Here is a 16,873-nt window from a genome sequence, read left to right as displayed (position 1 = left end):
ATGGCCCTGACCCTCCCTCAAGGACTCGCCTTACCCGGGCGGCTGACCGCCCGGCCCAGTCTGCTGGCCGCCGCCACCGTCCTGCTGGTCTGCGTGCCGACCGGCGACAAGGACGTCACCGCCGCCGTGCACGTCACGGCCGCCGACCTGGCCTCGCTGGCGCTGGTCGCCACCATGGCGCTGGGCCTGCTGCGCGGTCGGCTGCCCGCCCTCAACCGCACCGTCTGCGTGCTGTTCGGCGCGGTGGTCAGCTCGGCGGCGGTGGCCACCGTGCACTCGATCGACCCGCTGGCCAGTGCCACCGGTTTCGTCCGGCTGGTGCAGGTCTTCGTGCTGGTACCGGCCGCGGTGCTCTGCTCGCTGCGCGACCGGCGGGACCAGCAACTGGTGCTCGGCTCCCTGGTGCTGGCCGCGCTGGTGCAGGGCGTGGTCGGGGTCAAGCAGTTCCTGACCGGGACGGGGGCCTCGTACACAGGGCAGCCGATCCGGGCGATCGGCACCTTCGGGGCGCTCGACATCATGGCGATGTCCACGGTGGTCTGTTTCGGCCTGCTGGCCGCGCTGGCACTGGCCCTGGGGGAGCGCGGTCCCGGCGGCAACCGCCGTCTGCGGATCGGCTGTTGGGCCGTCGCCGGCTTCCTGACCTTCCCGCTCGCGGTCTCGTTCAGCCGGGGCAGCTGGATCGCCTGCGCGGTCGCCGCCGCCGTGCTGCTGCTGCGGGCCGACGCCCGGCTGGCGATCCGGGGCGCGGTGCTGACCGCCGCCCTCGCGGTGGTGCTGGTCGGCGGGCTCGGCCTCGGCGGCTCGGGGGTGACCAACCGGCTCTCCAGCATCGGCGCGGTCTCCGACACCCCCGACCAGTCGGTGACCGACCGCTACGACCTCTGGGGCACCGCCGGGCGGATCTGGCAGGACCACCCGGTGACCGGCGCGGGCCCCAAGGCCTTCCAGCAACTCCGGGACAGCCACGCCCCGTTGCGGCTCTCCTCGGGCAGCGACGCGGCCGACTCGCAGATCGGCTTCACCCGCGAACCGCTGCTCTCCCCGCACAACATGTACTTCCTGGTGCTGAGCGAGCAGGGCCTGGTCGGGGTGCTGGCCTATCTGGCCCTGTTCCTCACCCTGCTGGTCAACTGCCTGCGCCGGGTGGGGAATCCGGCCGCCGGACCCCGGCTGGCGGCCCTCGGGCTGCTGGTCTGGGTGCTGGTGGACTTCCTGTACGCCGACATCGGGGGGACCACCACGGTGCTCACCTCGGTGATCCTCGGCCTTGCCGCCCGAACGGCGCTGCCTGGCCCGAACGCCGGTGAGGCAAACCAGACATGAGTACGGATCAGCACGTCGCCGTGGTCGGGGCACCCGCCCCGCCCGGCCCCCCGGCGCCCGGGCGCGACTTCCTCGCCAAGGCCTTCGGGGTCACCGCGCTGCTCACCGCCGCCGGCTCCGCCTTCGGCCTGCTCCGCGACCTGCTGCTGGCCAGGTACTTCGGGGCCAACCAGGGCACCGACGCCTTCCTGGTGGCCTGGACGGTGCCGGAGACGGCCGCACCGCTGCTGATCGAGGACGCGATGGCGTTCCTGATGGTCCCGGCGTTCAGCCTGGCCCTGGTGCTGCGCGAGGAGAACCCGCGGGGTGCCGACCCGGTGCGGCAGTTGGTCCGGGCCACGCTGCCCTGGCTGCTGCTGGCGCTGTGCGGCCTCTCGGTGCTGACCGCCGTCGGCGCCCCGCAGCTGGTCCGGTTCCTGGCCCCCGGGCTGGTCGACCCGGGGCTGGCCGTCACCTGCACCCGGATCACCGCGCTCACCATCCTGCCGTTCGGCATCGCGGGCTATCTGGGCAGTGCGCTGCGGGCCCACCACAGCTTCACCGCACCGGCCGGCATCTACGTCGCGTACAACCTGGCGATCCTCGGCGTCCTGCTGGTCGGCCACACCGCCTGGGGCGTCCGGTCGGCCGCGCTCGGCGTCGCGCTCGGCAGTCTGCTGATGGCTGGGGTGCTGGTCGGCCCGTTCCTGCGCCGGCTCCGGGTGAGCCGCCGTCGGCCCCGGAAGTCCCGCCGGGGCGGCCCGGCCGGGCTGGTGCTGATCCCGCTGGCGATACTGCCGGTCGCGGGCTTCACGCTGACCCGGCAGTCCCAGGTGTTCATCGAGCGCCACCTCGGCTCCGGCCTGCCGCCGGGCACCATCTCGCACCTGAACTACGCGGCCAAGGTCTCCCAACTCGCGATGACCGCCGCCATCCTGATCTGCACCGTCACCTTCCCGCTGGTCGCCCGCGCGCTCGCCGCAGGCGACCTGCGGACCGCCCGGGACCGGGTGGAGAAGGACATCGGCCAGGCCACCGCGCTGGTACTGGTCGGCACCGCGTTCCTGATGGCCTGTGCGCCCTCGGTGGTGGCCCTGCTGTTCGAGCGCGGCGCCTTCACCGCCCACGACACCGCCGCCACCGCCGCCGTGATCCGGGTCTACAGCTTCGGGCTGCCCGCCCAGGCGCTGATCGGCGTGATGGTCCGGCCGTACTTCTCGGTCCGCCCGGTGGTCCGCCGGGCCGACGAGGACCCGGCCAGCTTCCGGGTGACCCGGCTCGACTGGTACCCGGTCGGCGCGATGGCGATCGGCCTGCTGGTCACCGTCACGGTCGGCCTGGCCGCCACCCCGCGCTACGGCGGCCTGGGCCTGGCAGCCGGGAACGCCGCCGGGATCACCACCACCGCCGGGCTGCTGCTCCGCGGGCTGCTGCTGCGCGGCATCGCGCTCCGGGTGCCGAAGGTGATCACCGGTCAGTCCCGCCTGCTGGCGGCCGCGGTGGGCGCCGCGGCCGTCGGGTACCTGGCCGACGGTCTGACCGCCTCCCCGCTGCTGGCCACCCTGGTCGGCGGGCTGACGGTGCTGCTCGTCTTCGCCGGTCTCGGCACCGCCTTCGGTGCGGCCGAGATCCGCGGACCACTGCTGGGGGGCCTCGCCCGGTTCGGCCCCGGCCCGCGCCCCCGGGCCGAACCGGTCGGGCCCGGCACCGCCGGCCCGCCCGCTTCCGGGCCCACCCACCACCTTCGGCCGCTGAAGGGAAGCTGCCCCATGGACGTCGACTCCGCCCAGCAGTTGCGCCTCCCGGCGCAGGCATCCGCCGGTCGCACCAAACGTCGGGCCGGGTCCGGCCGGAGCGCCCCGTGGATCCTGATGTACCACTCGGTGGCCGAGGAGGAGGAGGATCCGTACCTGCTCACCGTCAGCCCCGAACGGTTCGCCGCCCAGATGGCCTGGCTGCACCGCACCGGCCGACGCGGCGTCAGCGTCCGAGAGCTGCTCCGGGCCAGGGCCGAGGGCACCGCCGGGCAGCTGGTCGGTCTGACCTTCGACGACGGCTACGCCGACTTCGCCCGGTACGCCGTCCCGGTGCTGCACGAGTACGGCTTCACCGCGACCGCCTACGTGGTGCCCGACCTGCTCGGCACCGAGAACGGCTGGGACGTCGAGGGCCCGCGCAAGCAGCTGCTGACCCTCGATCAGGTCACCGAACTGGCCCGGGCCGGTTGGGAGATCGGCTCGCACGGCCTCGGTCACCAGGCACTGCCGGGACTGCCCGCCGACCGGCTGGCGGTGCAGACCAGGGAGAGCCGCCGGGCCCTCGAGGAGCTGATTGGCGGCCCGGTCACCGGCTTCTGCTACCCGTACGGCGCGGTCGACCTGGCCGCCACCCACGCGGTCCGGGACGCCGGGTACGACTACGCCTGCGCGATCGCGCACGGCGGGCTCACCGGCCGCTACGCCCTGCCCCGGAGCTATGTCGGCGACCGGGACGGCGCCTTGCGGCTGCGGGCCAAGCGCGGGCGGCACCAGGTCAGGGACGTGCTCACCGCGCTGCGCGCGCGCCGCCCGGGGAGGGCCGGCCGATGAAGGTCCTGCACGTGATCACCGGCCTGGCCTCCGGCGGCGCCGAGCGCCAGCTGGAGCTGATCCTCCGTCACCTGCCCGAGCGGCACCGCTGCGAGGTGGCCACCCTGACCAATCCCGGCACGGTGGCCGCCGCGCTCACCGCCGAAGGCATCCCGGTGCACGACCTGGCGATGCGCGGCAACCGTGACCTCGGGGTGCTGCCCCGGCTCACCGGCCTGATCCGGCACGGTCGGTACGACCTGGTGCACACCCACCTCTACCGGGCCGGGCTGTACGGCCGGCTGGCCGCCCGGCTGGCCGGGGTACGCCAGGTGCTGGCCACCGAGCACTCGCTGCACGCCACGGTGATCGAGGGCCGACCGGTCACCCCCGGCGTCAAGGCGCTCTACCTGGCCGCCGAACGGCTCGGCTCGACCACCGTCGCGGTCTCCCGGCAGGTCGCCGCCACGCTGGACGACTGGGGGGTGCCGCCGCAGCGGGTGGAGCTGCTGCCGAACGGCATCGAAACCGCCAGGTACAGCCTGCCGACCGCCTCCAGGGCGGCGCTCCGGCAGGGCGTCCGGGCCGAGCTGGGCCTGCCCCAGTCCGCCTGGGTGATCGGCGCGGTCGGCCGGTTGGTCCCCGGCAAGCAGTTCGGGCTGCTGGTCTCGGTACTGGCCGAGCTGACCAGGCTGGGCGCCCAGCACCCGGCCCTGCGGGAGCCCTGGCTGCTGCTGGTCGGGGCCGGACCCGAACGGGCGGCGCTGCTCAGGCAGGCCGGGGAGCTCGGGGTGCTGCACCGGCTGCTACTCACCGGCGAGCGCTCCGACGTGCCCGAACTGCTCACCGCGATGGACGTGTTGGCCGCCCCGTCGGCCGAGGAGACCTTCGGCCTGACCGTGCTGGAGGGCCTGGCCGCCGGACTCCCGGTCCGGCACAGCGCCTGCCCGGCGCTGGACGAGCTGCCTCCCGAGGCGGCCCCTGGAGCGGTCCGGCTGCCCGGCTCGGCCGCCGCCTACACCACCTCGCTGTGTGAACTCTGGAGCCGTCGCAGCACCGTGCTGCCACAGCCCCCGGCGGTCGCCCACTACGACATCGCCCGGATCGCCGACCGGCTGGCCCTGCTCTACGACCGCCTCGGGGGAGTGCCGGGCCGGGTGCCCGCACCCCCAGTCCTGAATCGAACGTTCTAGCCAAGGAGCTTCCCATGTCCGAACTGCGCAGGCGCTCGCGCACCCTGACCCGCCGTTGGTGGCCGGTTGCGCTCGCCGTGCCGCTGGGTGCCATGGCCGGCGCCGGATACGCCGTCGTCTCGCACCCCAGCTACACCGCCAACTCCTATGTGGTGGTGGTCCCGCAGGGCCCGGGCGAGGGCGCTGTCGCCGTCAACTTCGCCCAGGCGTACGGCCGGCTGGCCGGCCAGCCGCAGGTGCTGGCGGGCGCGGCGGCCGAGACCGGCCGGACCATCAACGAGCTGGCCGAGCTGGTCCGCGGCACCACCTCGCCGGACGCCCCGGTGATCGAGATCACCGGCTCCGGCGCCAAGGGCACCGACGCCGCGCGGGCCGCCGACGCGGTGGCCAAGTCGCTGATCGCCTTCGCCAACACCAGCACCAAGGAGACCGGCGTCAAGCTGGTCCCGCTGGCCGGAGCCGCCGTACCGGACCGCCCGGCCACCCCCTCCGCCCAGCTGGACGTCGCGGTCGGTGCGGCCGGCGGGCTGCTGCTCGGCGCCCTGGTGCTGATGACCCGTCGCCCGAAGAGCGCGAGCGCCGCCGAACCCGGCGCCCCGGCCGAGACCCCGTCCGAACAGACCGTCGCGCTCTCCCTGGAGGTCCCCAAGCGCCGCGCGGAGACCGCCGCCAAGGAGCCGCAGCAGACCGGGAGCCGAGGATGACCACCGAACTCTCGGTCGGCTCGCTGCCCGCGCAGAGCGGCGCGCCGCGCTGGCACACCGAGGTCCGCCGGGAGGACGACGCCCTCGACCGGGTCGCCGCCGAGTGGGACGAGCTGGCGGCCCGCTGCGCCACCGCCACCTCCTTCCAGTCGGCCGCCTGGCTGGCCTCCTGGTGGCGCCACTACGGGCGCCCGGGCGCCCTGGTGCTGGTGCTGGTCCGCCGGGACGACCGGCTGGTGGCCGCCGCCGCACTGCAACGCCGGGGCCCGTTCGGCGGGTTGACCAATCTCGGCGCGGGCCTGGTGGACTTCACCGACGTCCTGCTGGACGACTCCTGCGCCGACCTGGCCGCCGCCGAGCTGGCCGCCGCCCTGCCGCTGACCCGCCCCTGGCACTCGCTGGAGCTGCGCGAGGTCCGGCCGGAGGCCGCCGTCCAGCAGGTGTTCCGGCACTGGCGGGGCCGACGGCACCGGTTCGCCGACTCGCTCTGCCAGTACCTCCCGGCGGTCCCGATGGAGGAGCTGCTCAAGCGGCTGCCCGGCAAGACCGCCCAGCGCAGCCGGGTCAAGCAGCGGAAGATCGCCGAGTCCGGCGTCCAGGTCCGCAGCGCCACCCCGGCCGAGGTGCCGGCGGCGATCGAGGGCCTGCTCCGGCTGCACATCGAGCAGTGGCAGGACCGCGGCGTCACCCCCGAGCACCGCACCGAACGGTTCGCCGCCCACCTGTCCGAGTCCACCACCGGGCTGGTCGCCGCCGGCCGGGCCGCGGTCCACCGGTTCTACCTGGACGAGGAGTTGGTCGCGGTGAACCTGCTGCTGCTCAGCCCGCCGTTCGGCGGCCTCTACATGTACGGCGCCAAGCCGGCCCTGCGTGAGCGGCTCGACATCGCCGGTCTGCTGTTCGGCGCCGCGCTGGACGAGGTCAGGGCCGCCGAGATCCCGGTGCTCAGCCTGCTGCGCGGCCAGGAGCCGTACAAGCAGCGCTGGCGCCCCGACCAGCTCCCCAACCAGCGGCTGGTGCTGGGCCCCGGCCGGCTTGCCCCGTGGGCGGCAGGCCGGGCGGTCCGGGTGCTGGTCAGGCAGGCCCTGGTGCACCAGCTGCGCACCAGGCTGCCCGGGGTGAAGCGGGTGCTACTGGCCCGGATGCGGAGCTGACGGCGCGGCGGCGCCCTTCGACCCGGTCATCAGCTGCTTGAACGCGGCGGTCGACCTGGGGTTGCGGTCGCACTGCCAGAAGCCGTGCGGGCAGTAGTCGGTGACGGTCTGGTAGGCGGTGTCGTGAGTGCGCATCCACTCCACCATCCGCCGGACGAACTCCGGGTTGTCGCCGTTGCGGAACAGCCCCCACTCGGGGTACGAGACCGGCTTGCCGCGCTTGGCCGCGAACTCCACCTGGTCCTGCAGCCCGTACGGCTCGGAGATGTACTCGTCGAAGGTGCCGCCGGCGGGCTGGTCGTAGCTGTCCATCCCGATGATGTCGACCACGTCGTCGCCCGGGTAGCAGCGCGTCCACGGGATGGCGTCCAGCCCCCGGGTCGGGTTGAAGTCGAACCTGAAGTGCTGCCCGGGCACCGAGCGCATCACCGTCACGATCCGCCGCCAGTACGCCTTCCAGGCGGTCGGGTCGGGCTTGCAGCGGCTGGTGTAGGTGGTGCCGTTCATCTCCCAGCCCAGCGTCATGACGGTGTCCTGCCCGCCGAGCGCGACCAGCTTCCTGGCCAGCTTGAGGAAGTGCTGGTCGAACTCGCCCTTGTTCCCCCTGGCCAGCAGCCGGGCCACCTCGGCGTCCGGCGTGTTGTTCTCGTTCGGCACCAGCATCGGCACGCCGAGCACCAGCTTGCGCTGCGGGTCGGCCAGCTTCCACTGCGACCAGAGGCCGAGCACCACCGGCTCGCCCTCGACGTCCCCCCAGCCGTTGCCCGCCAGGTAGGTGTGGCCGACCTGCATGTCGGCGCCGTTCAGCCAGGTGGCCATCTTGGCGATGTTCGGGATGTAGTTGTCCCACGATCCGACGAAGGCGCCGAACGGCGGCTCGTGCCTGGCCCGCTGGACGGCCGGGCGGGGGGCCGCTCCGCGCGGTTCGATGGCGTCCGAGGAGAGCGCGGTGTGCCGCTCGGTCTGGCTCAGCGGAGTACCGGAGGGAACGCTCGCCGTGGTCACCAACAGCAGCGCGGCGGCGGCCAGCGTCAGGCGGGCCAAGCGCATGGGTCTTCTCCTCGGGGCGGCGTGCGGGGCCTGTCCAGGCCAGTAGGCACGACGGTAATCCCACAGACCGTCAGAAAAGCCTCATGTCACTCGATAGTGGTAGGTCGCGCGGGAGGGTTGGCCCAGCAGGGCCCCTGCCGGGGCCGCCCGCTCACCCGAAGGTGTTGCGTACCACCTCTGTAACAGTCCGTCCAGTGACCGCAGTCGCACCCCAGCCGCGCTCCGGACCGGTTGCCCGTTGGCCGACCTGGGCTTCTGACGTGCCGGTGAGCCCCGGAGGTCCCGTCGGCCCCGGGGGTGTTCCGCCGTGCCTGGCTGACGGAGGGCGCGCGGGTTGGATACGCTCCGCCCGTGTCCAGGAAGCCGCTGCGTGCCCTCACCCGCCGATCCGTGCTGCCCGCGCTCGCCGTGCTGGCGGTCCTCGGGGTGGGTGCCGCCGCGCACGCGAACCGCCCGGTGCCGTTCGGTGACCGCCTGGTGAAGCCGGGCGACGCGGACAGCGTGGAAGCCAGCCCGGTCGGTGCCCAGACCCGCTCGGCCGACAGCCTGGAGCTCCGGGTCGGCCCCGGACTGGAAGCCTTCGACCGGCAGAGCGGCGAACTCCTCTGGTCCTACCGCCGGGAGGGTGCCACCGCACTGCACCAGGCGATGGCCGGCGAGAGCGCCGTGGTGATCTGGGACGACGGCATGGTCACCTCGGTCCGCCCCAGCGACCACGAGGTCCGCTGGCACCGGGCCGTCCCCGGCCTGGCCGACTGGCTGCACGGCGAGGACGTCAAGGAGGGCCTCGAGCGCACCGAGGCGGAGAAGCAGGCCGGCCTGGTCCAGCGGGCCGCCGCAGCGCTCCAGACGGTCGGCGGCGACGAAGCCTGGGTGGCGGTGGTCACCCCCGCCCTGACCATGGGCTTCCGCGACAGCGACGGCGACCTCCGGTTCAACTCCCGCCCGCTGGCCGGGTGTTCGTACGACCCGCTGCGGGCGGTGCACACCGGGTACGCGGTCCTGGTGCCACGCTCCTGCACCGGCACCAACGGCGCGGGCAACCCGCTGCCCGGCGGGATCACCGGCTTCCGCCTCTCCACCCGCGGCTTCCAGCTCGAAGCCGGGCCCAACGTCCAGCTGCGCCGCCTCGACGACCAACGCGTCAGCATCGAGGACGGCCCCGTCCTGGGCGCCCGCACCTACGACACCAAGCTCGCGGTCCCCGAATCCACCTGCACCGTCCCCTTCGCCGCCCTCCACCCCACCCCGGGCTGCCCGGCCAAGTAGCCGCTGCGCTCAGCCAGAGCCGACCAGGGGCTCGGGGAACTGCGAGGAGATCTGGCGTTCGGGTCACTGCGAAAGTGCCTGACCATCTACGCAGGTGCAACGCTCCAAAGGTCGGCGCCGCCGTTCCCCGGGCCCCTGGTGTCACGTGGCTGAGCATCTGCCTGACGAAAAAGGCTCTGGACCGGTGCCGGTAGACTGGGCCGCATGGCTGTTCTCTCTGGGCATTAGCGGGCGCGCGGCGCCCGAGGCGCCTCACCCCAGCCCCGCCCCCATCCGCCGCCCCGCCTGTCTCAGGAGTTTTCCACAGCCATGATTTCCGCCAACGCCCTGGAGCTGCGCGCCGGCGCCCGCGTCCTGATCGAGTCCGCCAACTTCCGGATCGCCCCGGGCGACCGGATCGGTCTGGTCGGCCGCAACGGCGCCGGCAAGACCACGCTCACCAAGGTGCTGGCCGGCGAGGGCCTGCCGGCCGGCGGCAGTGTGACCAGGACCGGCCAGGTCGGCTACCTCCCGCAGGACCCGCGGACCGGCGACCTCGACGTGCTGGCCAGCGATCGGATCCTGTCCGCCCGTGGCCTCGACACCGTGCTGAAGAAGATGCGCGAGAACGAGGACCGGATGGCCAACGGCCAGGGCGCCACCCGGGACAAGGCGATGAAGAAGTACGCCAGCCTGGAGACCGAGTTCCTGACCAAGGGCGGGTACGCCGCAGAGGCCGAGGCCGCCACCATCGCCGCCGCGCTGGGCCTGCCGGACCGGATCCTCGGCCAGCAGCTGCACACCCTCTCCGGCGGTCAGCGCCGCCGGGTCGAGCTGGCCCGGATCCTGTTCTCGGACTCGGACATCCTGCTGCTCGACGAGCCCACCAACCACCTGGACGCCGACTCGATCGTCTGGCTTCGGGACTTCCTGAAGACGTACAAGGGCGGCTTCATCGTGATCTCGCACGATGTCGAACTGGTCGAGACCGTGGTCAACAAGGTGTTCTACCTGGACGCCAACCGGTCCCAGATCGACGTCTACAACATGGGCTGGAAGCAGTACCAGCAGCAGCGCGAGGACGACGAGAAGCGCCGTAAGCGCGAGCGCGCCAACGCCGAGAAGAAGGCCGCGACGCTCAACTCGCAGGCCGACAAGATGCGGGCGAAGGCGACCAAGACCGTCGCCGCGCAGAACATGGCCCGCCGGGCCGAGAAGCTGCTCTCCGGCCTCGAGCAGGTCCGCGCCTCCGACAAGGTCGCCAAGCTGCGCTTCCCGGACCCGGCCCCATGCGGGAAGACGCCGCTGACGGCGAGTGGACTCTCCAAGTCCTACGGCTCGTTGGAGATCTTCACCGACGTCGGCCTGGCGATCGACCGGGGTTCCCGGGTGGTCATCCTGGGCTTCAACGGCGCCGGCAAGACCACCCTGCTGCGGATGCTCGCGGGCGTCGAGCAGCCGGACACCGGCGAGGTGATCCCCGGCCACGGTCTGAAGATCGGCTACTACGCCCAGGAGCACGAGACGCTCGACCCGGAGCGGACGGTGCTGGAGAACATGCGCTCCGCCGCGCCGGACACCGACCTGGTGCAGATCCGGAAGATCCTCGGATCCTTCCTGTTCTCCGGCGACGACGTCGACAAGCCGGCCGGGGTGCTCTCCGGTGGTGAGAAGACCCGCCTCGCGCTGGCCTCGCTGGTGGTCTCCAGCGCCAACGTGCTGCTGCTCGACGAGCCCACCAACAACCTCGACCCGGCCAGCCGCGAGGAGATCCTCGGCGCGCTGCGCACCTTCTCCGGCGCGGTGGTCCTGGTGACCCACGACGAGGGCGCGGTCGAGGCCCTCCAGCCGGAGCGGATCATCCTGCTGCCGGACGGTGTCGAGGACCTGTGGAGCCCCGGCTACCTGGACCTGGTCGCGCTGGCCTGACGGCCGGTAGACGCCGAGTAGGTTCTCTGGCGTAGAAAATCCGGTCACCGACGGAATCCGGGAATGGGAGAGTCCCGGATTCCGTTTGAAAAGTTCCGCTGGCCGCGGAGCAGTGTTCATCCACCGGCTCGCCCGCGCTGATCAGCAATTTCGCCCCCCACCGCGCCCGGTCGGCTGCCTCGGTGGGGGGCGTGAGCACCCTCTGTGAGCGCCCTTGTGCGCAGCGATCACGACCGGCAGACTGCGCTTTCCCGGTATCGACCTTGTCGAATGGGTGGCCAGGAGCCTGGCTATGGGTGATCATGGGAATCTGACCGAGCAAAGCTACGAGGAGGCACGGGTGGCCGAGACTCTGAAAAAGGGCAGCCGGGTAACTGGTGCCGCGCGTGAGAAGCTCGCGGCCGATCTGAAGAAGAAATACGACTCCGGGGCGAGCATTCGCGCGCTTGCGGAGGAGACCGGCCGCTCCTACGGCTTCGTGCACCGCATGTTGAGCGAGTCCGGAGTGATCCTCCGAGGCCGCGGTGGTGCCACGCGTGGCAAGGGCAAGGTGGCTGCAGCAGCCGGGTCCTGACGCATTGTCAGGAAATCCGACCCGGCCGGGTAGTGCCGGCTGAGTTGCAGTGCCGATTGAGTGCAGTGCGGCTTTTGAGCAAGGCGCCAGCAGTTCAGTGAACAGCAAGCAGCTCGAGACGAATCGGCGGCCGGAGATCCGGACCGCCGATCGTCGTTCCCGGTGTCGTGGGAGTAGGTCCGAGTGGGCCTGTCCGGCGGCGCCGGTTTTTTGTTACTCTCCGGTAGCCAACCGCACCGTCGCCGGAGGTACCGCCATGAGCACCCCCATCCTGGACACCGACCCGCAGCTCTGGGAGCAGGCCGGAGTCCGGCTCGAACTCGACGGCGAGACCGCCGTGGTGACGCTCTGTCGGCCGGAGCGGCGCAACGCCCAGTCCCCGGCGATGTGGCGGGCGCTGGCCGGGATCGGCCGCAGCCTGCCGGGCACCGTACGGGTCGTGGTGCTGCGGGCGGAGGGCGTCTCGTTCTCGGCCGGTCTCGACCGGGCGATGTTCTCCCCCGAGGGCATCCCGGGGGAGCGGAACTTCCTGGAGCTCGCCGCCGCGGACGACAAGGACCTGGACGAGACCATCGCGTCCTACCAGGAGGCGTTCACCTGGTGGCGCCGGCCGGACGTGATCAGCATCGCCGCCGTCCAGGGGCACGCGGTCGGCGCGGGCTTCCAGCTCGCGCTCGGCTGTGACCTGCGGGTGGTCGCCGAGGACGTCCAGTTCGCGATGAAGGAGACCTCGCTCGGCCTGGTGCCGGACCTGGCCGGGACCAAGCCGTTGACCGAACTGGTCGGCTACGCAAGGGCGTTGGAGATCTGTGCGACCGGCCGCTGGGTCGGCGCGGAGGAGGCGGTGGCCACCGGCCTGGCCAACCTGGCCGTCCCCGCCGCCGAGCTGGACGGCACCGTCCGGGACCTGACCGCCGCCCTGCTGGCCGCACCGCGCAGCGCGGTGATCGAGACCAAGGCGCTGCTCCAGGGTGCGGGCGGCCGCTCCTTCGAGCAGCAGCGGGCCGCCGAGCGGGCCGCCCAGGCCCGCCGCCTGCGCGACCTGGCGGGCCTCGGGGACTGACGGCCGGTCACCTGCTGGCAGAGGGCTCACCCCGGCGGGGTGAGCCCTTTGCGCTGTCCGGAGGTCTCCGGCGGGCAGGGGTCGTGGCGGAATGTCAGAGTTGGGCTGATTTGCGATATAGCTTGACCGCACACAGAGGGAGCCCGCCATGCCCGACACCCCGACGCCCGCCGCCATGCCGAAGACCGACACCCACAAGGCCGCCGCCCCGCAGCCCGCCGAGGAACGCGGCCGTACCGCGCTGGCGGTCGGTGTGGTCGAGAAGATTGCGGGCATGGCCGCCCGGGAGGTCTCCGGCATCCACGCACTCGGCTCCGGCCTCTCCCGCACCTTCGGTGCCATGCGGGACCGGGTGCCAGGCGGCAAGTCCAGCATCGGACGCGGCATCAAGGCCGAGGTGGGCGAGAAGCAGACGGCGATCGACATCGCGCTGATCGTCGAGTACGGCGTGGTGATCCCGAAGCTGGCGGCCGAGGTGCGGGCCAACATCATCGCGGCGGTGGAGCGGATGACCGGCCTGGAGGTGGTCGAGGTGAACATCGCCGTCAACGACGTCCACCTGCCGGACGAGCCGGACACCGACGAGGAAGAGGAGTCGATGGCCGGCAGCGGTCAGCGGCCCAGGGTCCAGTAGAGCAACAGACAGGAGCAGAGGCGGATGAATCTCGGCCTGATCGGGCTGGTGGTGGGGATGGCCCTGGGCTTTGCCGGGTACTTCGGCGGGTTCGCCGCTTTCCTTCTGGTCGCCGTCCTCGGCGGCGTCGGCTTCGTGGCCGGCCGGGTGATCGAGGGCGACCTCGATCTCGGCGACCTCCGTGACCTGCTGCGCGGTCGCGACCGGCGCCGCTGATGTCGGCGGCCACGGTCTCCGCCGCGCTGCCGGCCGCCGAGCGCGGGCGGCTGCGGATCGCCGACCGGGTGCTGGTCCGGCTGGCCGAGCGGGCGGCCGGGCAGGCCCTCGGCCGGTCCGGCGCGGTCCGGCGGATCGCGGTGACCGGCCCGGGCGACCCGGTCCGGCTGACCCTCGGCGTCGAACTGCCCTTCCCGGCCGACCTGGCCGCCCTGGCCACGGCGGTCCGGGCAGCCGTGGCAGCCGAACTGGCCGCGCTGACCGGACGCACGGTCGGTGAGGTCGTGGTGGTGGTCGAGCGGCTGGTGCCGACGGTATGACAGTGGATCAGGTCCCGCTCAAGCGCCGCCGGTTGCGGTCGAACCGGACGGGCTGGACGGCGTTGGTGGTGGTGGCCGCACTGGTGATCGGTGGCGGCCTGCTGTACGACGCGGTGGCCGTCCGCACCGGTCACCGGGCCCGCCCCTGGCGGGCCGAGGCCGCTGACCAGCTGGCCACCCTGCACCTGGACGACCCGGTGGTGCTGATCTCCGCCGGAGTGGCCGTGCTGACCGGAGTGCTGCTGCTCGGGCTCGCGGTGGCGCCCGGGATGCGGCGCTGGCTGCCCCTGCGGCAGCCCGGCGCGGTGATCGACCGGGCCGGGGTGGCCGCACTGCTCACCCGGCGGGCCGGGCAACTGGACGGGGTGAGCTGGGTGAAGGTCAAGGTACGCCGCGCCAGGACCTGGGTGACGGTGGCCGGGCCCGCCGACCCGGCCGAGGTGCAGCGGGAGCTGCGGACGGAGTTGGCCCGGGTACCACTGGCCGGAGAACACCGGCTGGACGTCCGGACCGGAAAGGGGCGGCGATGAGCCGGAGCACGGTGAACCGGGTCCTGCTCGGCCTGGCCGGGGTCCTGCTGCTGGTCGGCGGAGCGCTGGTGCTGGCCGGGGGATTCGACCTCTACGGCCGGCTCGATGTACGGATGCCCGACTGGTGGCCGCTCACCTCACCGGACCAGCCGGTGCTGAGCGACGCCTCGCGCACCCGCTGGTCGGGGGAGACCTGGTGGTGGCCGGTGGTCTTCGCGGTGCTGGGGCTGACGGTCGCGCTGAGCCTGTGGTGGCTGTTCGCCCAGGTGCGGCGGAGCGGGCCGAGTTCGGTGCCGCTGCCGGTGGTGGCGGAGGGGGTGACGCTCCGGCTGCGCTCGCGCGCGCTGGCTGACGCGGTCGAGACCGAGACGGTGGCGCAGCCCGAGGTGGCCCGGGTGCAGGCCCGGCTGACGGGGCGTCCGAAACGCCTGCTGCTGCGGGCGGCGGTCCGCCTCACCCCCGACGGCGACCCGGCCTCGGCGGTCGACCGCTTCCTCACCGGCCCGCTCGCCCACGCCCGCATCGCCCTCGGCCAGGACCTCCCCGCCGACCTCCGCCTCCAGGTCGCCCGCCCCCGGCCCCCGGCCCGCCAACCGGCCCCCCGCCGGGTCATCTGAGGCACATGCCCAGGTGGCACCCGCCAGGGGCTCGGGGAACTGCGAGGAGATCTGGCGTGCGGGTCACTGCGAAAGTGCCTGACCGCCCATGCACGGATCACCTTTTTCGAGGTCGGCGTCGCAGTTCCCCGAGCCCCTGACCGTAGACGCCTTACTCTAGAGGGAGCGCAGGGCGCCGCCGTCGATCGGGATCATCACGCCCGTGAGGTAGGACGCGGCCGGGGAGAGCACGAACGCCGCGACCTTGCCGAACTCCTCCGGCGTGCCGTATCGGCCGAGCGGGATGGTGGCCCCCGCGCGGGCGCGGGCTGCGCCCGCGTCGCCGCCGAGCGCGTCGAGCTCGCGGAGCCGGTCGGTGTCGATCCGGCCGGGCAGCAGGCCGAGGACCCGGATGCCCCGGGGGCCGAGCTCGTCGGCGAGGGACTTGGCGGCCATCGCGAGACCCGGGCGCAGACCGTTGGAGATGCCGAGGCCGGGGACGGGCTGCCGGACCGAGGTGGAGAGCACGAAGGCGATCACACCGCCCTCACCGAGCGCTGCGGCTGCGGTGCGGGCGATCCGCAGGGCACCGAGTACGACGGTCTCGAAGGCGTGCTGCCAGTCCGCCTCGGTGGAGTCGAGCACGGTGCCGGCCGCCGGGCCGCCGACGCTGACCAGTACGCCGTCGAGGCGGCCGAAGGTCTGCTGGGCGGCGGAGACGAGCCGCTGGGCCGAGGTGGGATCGGCGTTGTCGGCGACCACGCCGTGCACCCGGCCGGGGGCGTCGAGGGCGGCGACCGCCGCGTCCACGGCCTGCTGGGTGCGGCCGCTGAGCACCACCTTGGCGCCGTCGCCGACCAGTTCGCGCGCGGAGGCGAGGCCGAGGCCCCGGGTCGCGCCGGTCACCACGTACACCCTGTCCTGAAGTCCGAGATCCATGAGGGCCATCCTGCCCGATCGACCCGGCTCGATCGACGCAGCGTCAGACGGTGACCAGTTCGGGCTCGGGCTCGGCGGCGGCCGGTGAGCGGGCCTCGCGGCGGGCCAGCACCACCAGGCCGACCGGGACCAGGCAGGCGAACAGCCACCACTGGACGGCGTACGCCATGTGCGGGCCGATCGAGGAGTGGTCGGGCTCCTCGAGCAGGATCGGGGAGTCGCCCTGGGCGGGGGTGGAGGCGGCGAGTTCCAGGTAGCCGCCGAGTACCGGGGCGCCGGTCAGTTCGGCCTGCTGGGTGCTGCTGATCAGGTGGAACTGACGGTCCGGCAGCTTGCCGCGGACATTGATGCCGCTGCTCTCCCGGGTCTCGTCCGCGCGCAGCCGGCCGGTGACGGTGACCTGGCCGGTGGGCGCGGCGGGGACCGCGGGGTAGCTGGTGGCGTCCTCGCCGGAGTCCACCCAGCCGCGGTTGACCAGCACCGAACCGTTGCCGTCGGCCAGCTTGAGCGGGGTGATCACGAAGTAGCCGATGCTGCTGCCGCCGGGCTCGGTCCGCTTGCGGACCACGAACTCGTGCCCGCCGTCGTACTGCCCGGTGGCGCTCATGGTGCGCCAGGTGAGGTCCTTGGGCACCGCGTAGCCGGGCTTGGAGACCGAGTCGAAGGGGACCGGTGCGGCGGTCAGGCTCTGCGCGATCAGCTCGTTGCGGGCGACCCGGGCCTGGTGCCGGTGGAACTGCCAGAAGCCCAGCTCGACCATGGCCGGGACGAGCAGCGCGGCGAGCAGGGCAAGGGCCGCCCAGCGCCAGGAGAGCAGAAATCGGTACACATCGGCAAACTACGCGCACTTA

The 16,873-nt window shown here is 73.0% G+C and carries 17 protein-coding genes; 14 read left to right on the top strand and 3 right to left on the bottom strand.

Annotated elements, in window-relative coordinates:
- The 5 genes from ASC99_RS35850 to ASC99_RS35830 are packed head-to-tail and all read left to right on the top strand — an operon-like array spanning position 1 to position 6,923.
- Positions 1 to 1,326, top strand: a complete 1,326-nt coding sequence (locus tag ASC99_RS35850; protein ID WP_057240146.1) for an O-antigen ligase — start codon at positions 1 to 3, stop codon at positions 1,324 to 1,326.
- Positions 1,323 to 3,893: a lipid II flippase MurJ gene (locus tag ASC99_RS35845; protein ID WP_057240144.1), complete on the top strand. Its 2,571-nt coding sequence runs from the start codon at positions 1,323 to 1,325 to the stop codon at positions 3,891 to 3,893. Before ASC99_RS35850 ends, ASC99_RS35845 begins: the two co-directional genes overlap by 4 nt.
- On the top strand, positions 3,890 to 5,065 hold the full coding sequence (locus ASC99_RS35840; RefSeq protein WP_057240142.1) for a glycosyltransferase: 1,176 nt from the start codon (positions 3,890 to 3,892) through the stop codon (positions 5,063 to 5,065). Before ASC99_RS35845 ends, ASC99_RS35840 begins: the two co-directional genes overlap by 4 nt.
- Positions 5,066 to 5,079: 14 nt before the next feature.
- Positions 5,080 to 5,769 carry a Wzz/FepE/Etk N-terminal domain-containing protein gene (locus tag ASC99_RS35835; RefSeq protein WP_057240140.1) on the top strand — a complete coding sequence of 230 codons (690 nt, stop codon included), beginning with the start codon at positions 5,080 to 5,082 and terminating at the stop codon, positions 5,767 to 5,769.
- Positions 5,766 to 6,923 (top strand): GNAT family N-acetyltransferase, encoded by a 1,158-nt coding sequence (locus tag ASC99_RS35830; RefSeq protein WP_057240138.1) that lies wholly within the window; start codon positions 5,766 to 5,768, stop codon positions 6,921 to 6,923. The genes ASC99_RS35835 and ASC99_RS35830 overlap by 4 nt, the downstream gene beginning before the upstream one ends.
- Here ASC99_RS35830 and ASC99_RS35825 read toward each other — a convergent pair.
- Positions 6,900 to 7,973, bottom strand: coding sequence for a glycoside hydrolase family 26 protein (locus tag ASC99_RS35825; RefSeq protein WP_057240136.1), 1,074 nt, complete (start codon positions 7,971 to 7,973; stop codon positions 6,900 to 6,902). The two genes, ASC99_RS35830 and ASC99_RS35825, sit on opposite strands and share 24 nt — an antisense overlap.
- 351 nt (positions 7,974 to 8,324) lie before the next feature.
- Between ASC99_RS35825 and ASC99_RS35820 the strand changes: the two genes are divergently transcribed.
- From ASC99_RS35820 to ASC99_RS35780, 9 genes are all read left to right on the top strand, one after another.
- On the top strand, positions 8,325 to 9,242 hold the full coding sequence (locus ASC99_RS35820) for a hypothetical protein (RefSeq protein WP_057240134.1): 918 nt from the start codon (positions 8,325 to 8,327) through the stop codon (positions 9,240 to 9,242).
- A gap of 309 nt (positions 9,243 to 9,551) precedes the next feature.
- Complete coding sequence (locus tag ASC99_RS35815; RefSeq protein WP_057240132.1) at positions 9,552 to 11,150, top strand: ABC-F family ATP-binding cassette domain-containing protein; 1,599 nt, start codon at positions 9,552 to 9,554, stop codon at positions 11,148 to 11,150.
- A 340-nt stretch (positions 11,151 to 11,490) separates the two neighbouring features.
- Complete coding sequence (locus ASC99_RS35810) at positions 11,491 to 11,724, top strand: helix-turn-helix domain-containing protein (RefSeq protein ID WP_057240394.1); 234 nt, start codon at positions 11,491 to 11,493, stop codon at positions 11,722 to 11,724.
- A gap of 256 nt (positions 11,725 to 11,980) precedes the next feature.
- The gene (locus tag ASC99_RS35805; protein WP_057240130.1) at positions 11,981 to 12,787 is read left to right on the top strand and encodes an enoyl-CoA hydratase/isomerase family protein; all 807 of its coding nucleotides are present in this window, start codon (positions 11,981 to 11,983) and stop codon (positions 12,785 to 12,787) included.
- A gap of 175 nt (positions 12,788 to 12,962) precedes the next feature.
- On the top strand, positions 12,963 to 13,421 hold the full coding sequence (locus ASC99_RS35800; RefSeq protein WP_057240392.1) for an Asp23/Gls24 family envelope stress response protein: 459 nt from the start codon (positions 12,963 to 12,965) through the stop codon (positions 13,419 to 13,421).
- A 24-nt stretch (positions 13,422 to 13,445) separates the two neighbouring features.
- Positions 13,446 to 13,637 carry a hypothetical protein gene (locus ASC99_RS35795; RefSeq protein WP_057240128.1) on the top strand — a complete coding sequence of 64 codons (192 nt, stop codon included), beginning with the start codon at positions 13,446 to 13,448 and terminating at the stop codon, positions 13,635 to 13,637.
- Entirely contained in the window at positions 13,637 to 13,957 is a 321-nt protein-coding gene (locus ASC99_RS35790; RefSeq protein ID WP_057240126.1) for an iron-sulfur cluster assembly protein, read from the top strand. The genes ASC99_RS35795 and ASC99_RS35790 overlap by 1 nt, the downstream gene beginning before the upstream one ends.
- Complete coding sequence (locus ASC99_RS35785) at positions 13,954 to 14,487, top strand: DUF6286 domain-containing protein (protein ID WP_157531966.1); 534 nt, start codon at positions 13,954 to 13,956, stop codon at positions 14,485 to 14,487. The genes ASC99_RS35790 and ASC99_RS35785 overlap by 4 nt, the downstream gene beginning before the upstream one ends.
- Entirely contained in the window at positions 14,484 to 15,104 is a 621-nt protein-coding gene (locus ASC99_RS35780) for a hypothetical protein (RefSeq protein ID WP_057240123.1), read from the top strand. Before ASC99_RS35785 ends, ASC99_RS35780 begins: the two co-directional genes overlap by 4 nt.
- 156 nt (positions 15,105 to 15,260) lie before the next feature.
- On the opposite strand, the gene ASC99_RS35775 is transcribed toward ASC99_RS35780, so the two are convergent.
- A complete protein-coding gene (locus tag ASC99_RS35775) occupies positions 15,261 to 16,022 on the bottom strand; it encodes an SDR family oxidoreductase (RefSeq protein ID WP_057240121.1) in 762 nt (253 codons plus the stop codon).
- 43 nt (positions 16,023 to 16,065) lie between these two features.
- The gene (locus ASC99_RS35770) at positions 16,066 to 16,851 is read right to left on the bottom strand and encodes an SURF1 family protein (RefSeq protein WP_057240119.1); all 786 of its coding nucleotides are present in this window, start codon (positions 16,849 to 16,851) and stop codon (positions 16,066 to 16,068) included.
- Positions 16,852 to 16,873: the final 22 nt, after the last annotated feature.

The sequence above is a fragment of the Kitasatospora sp. Root107 genome (genome assembly GCF_001424875.1).
Lineage (GTDB): Bacteria > Actinomycetota > Actinomycetes > Streptomycetales > Streptomycetaceae > Kitasatospora.
Note: the sequence above shows the minus strand (reverse complement) of the source record. Positions and strands in the feature narration are given on the sequence as shown.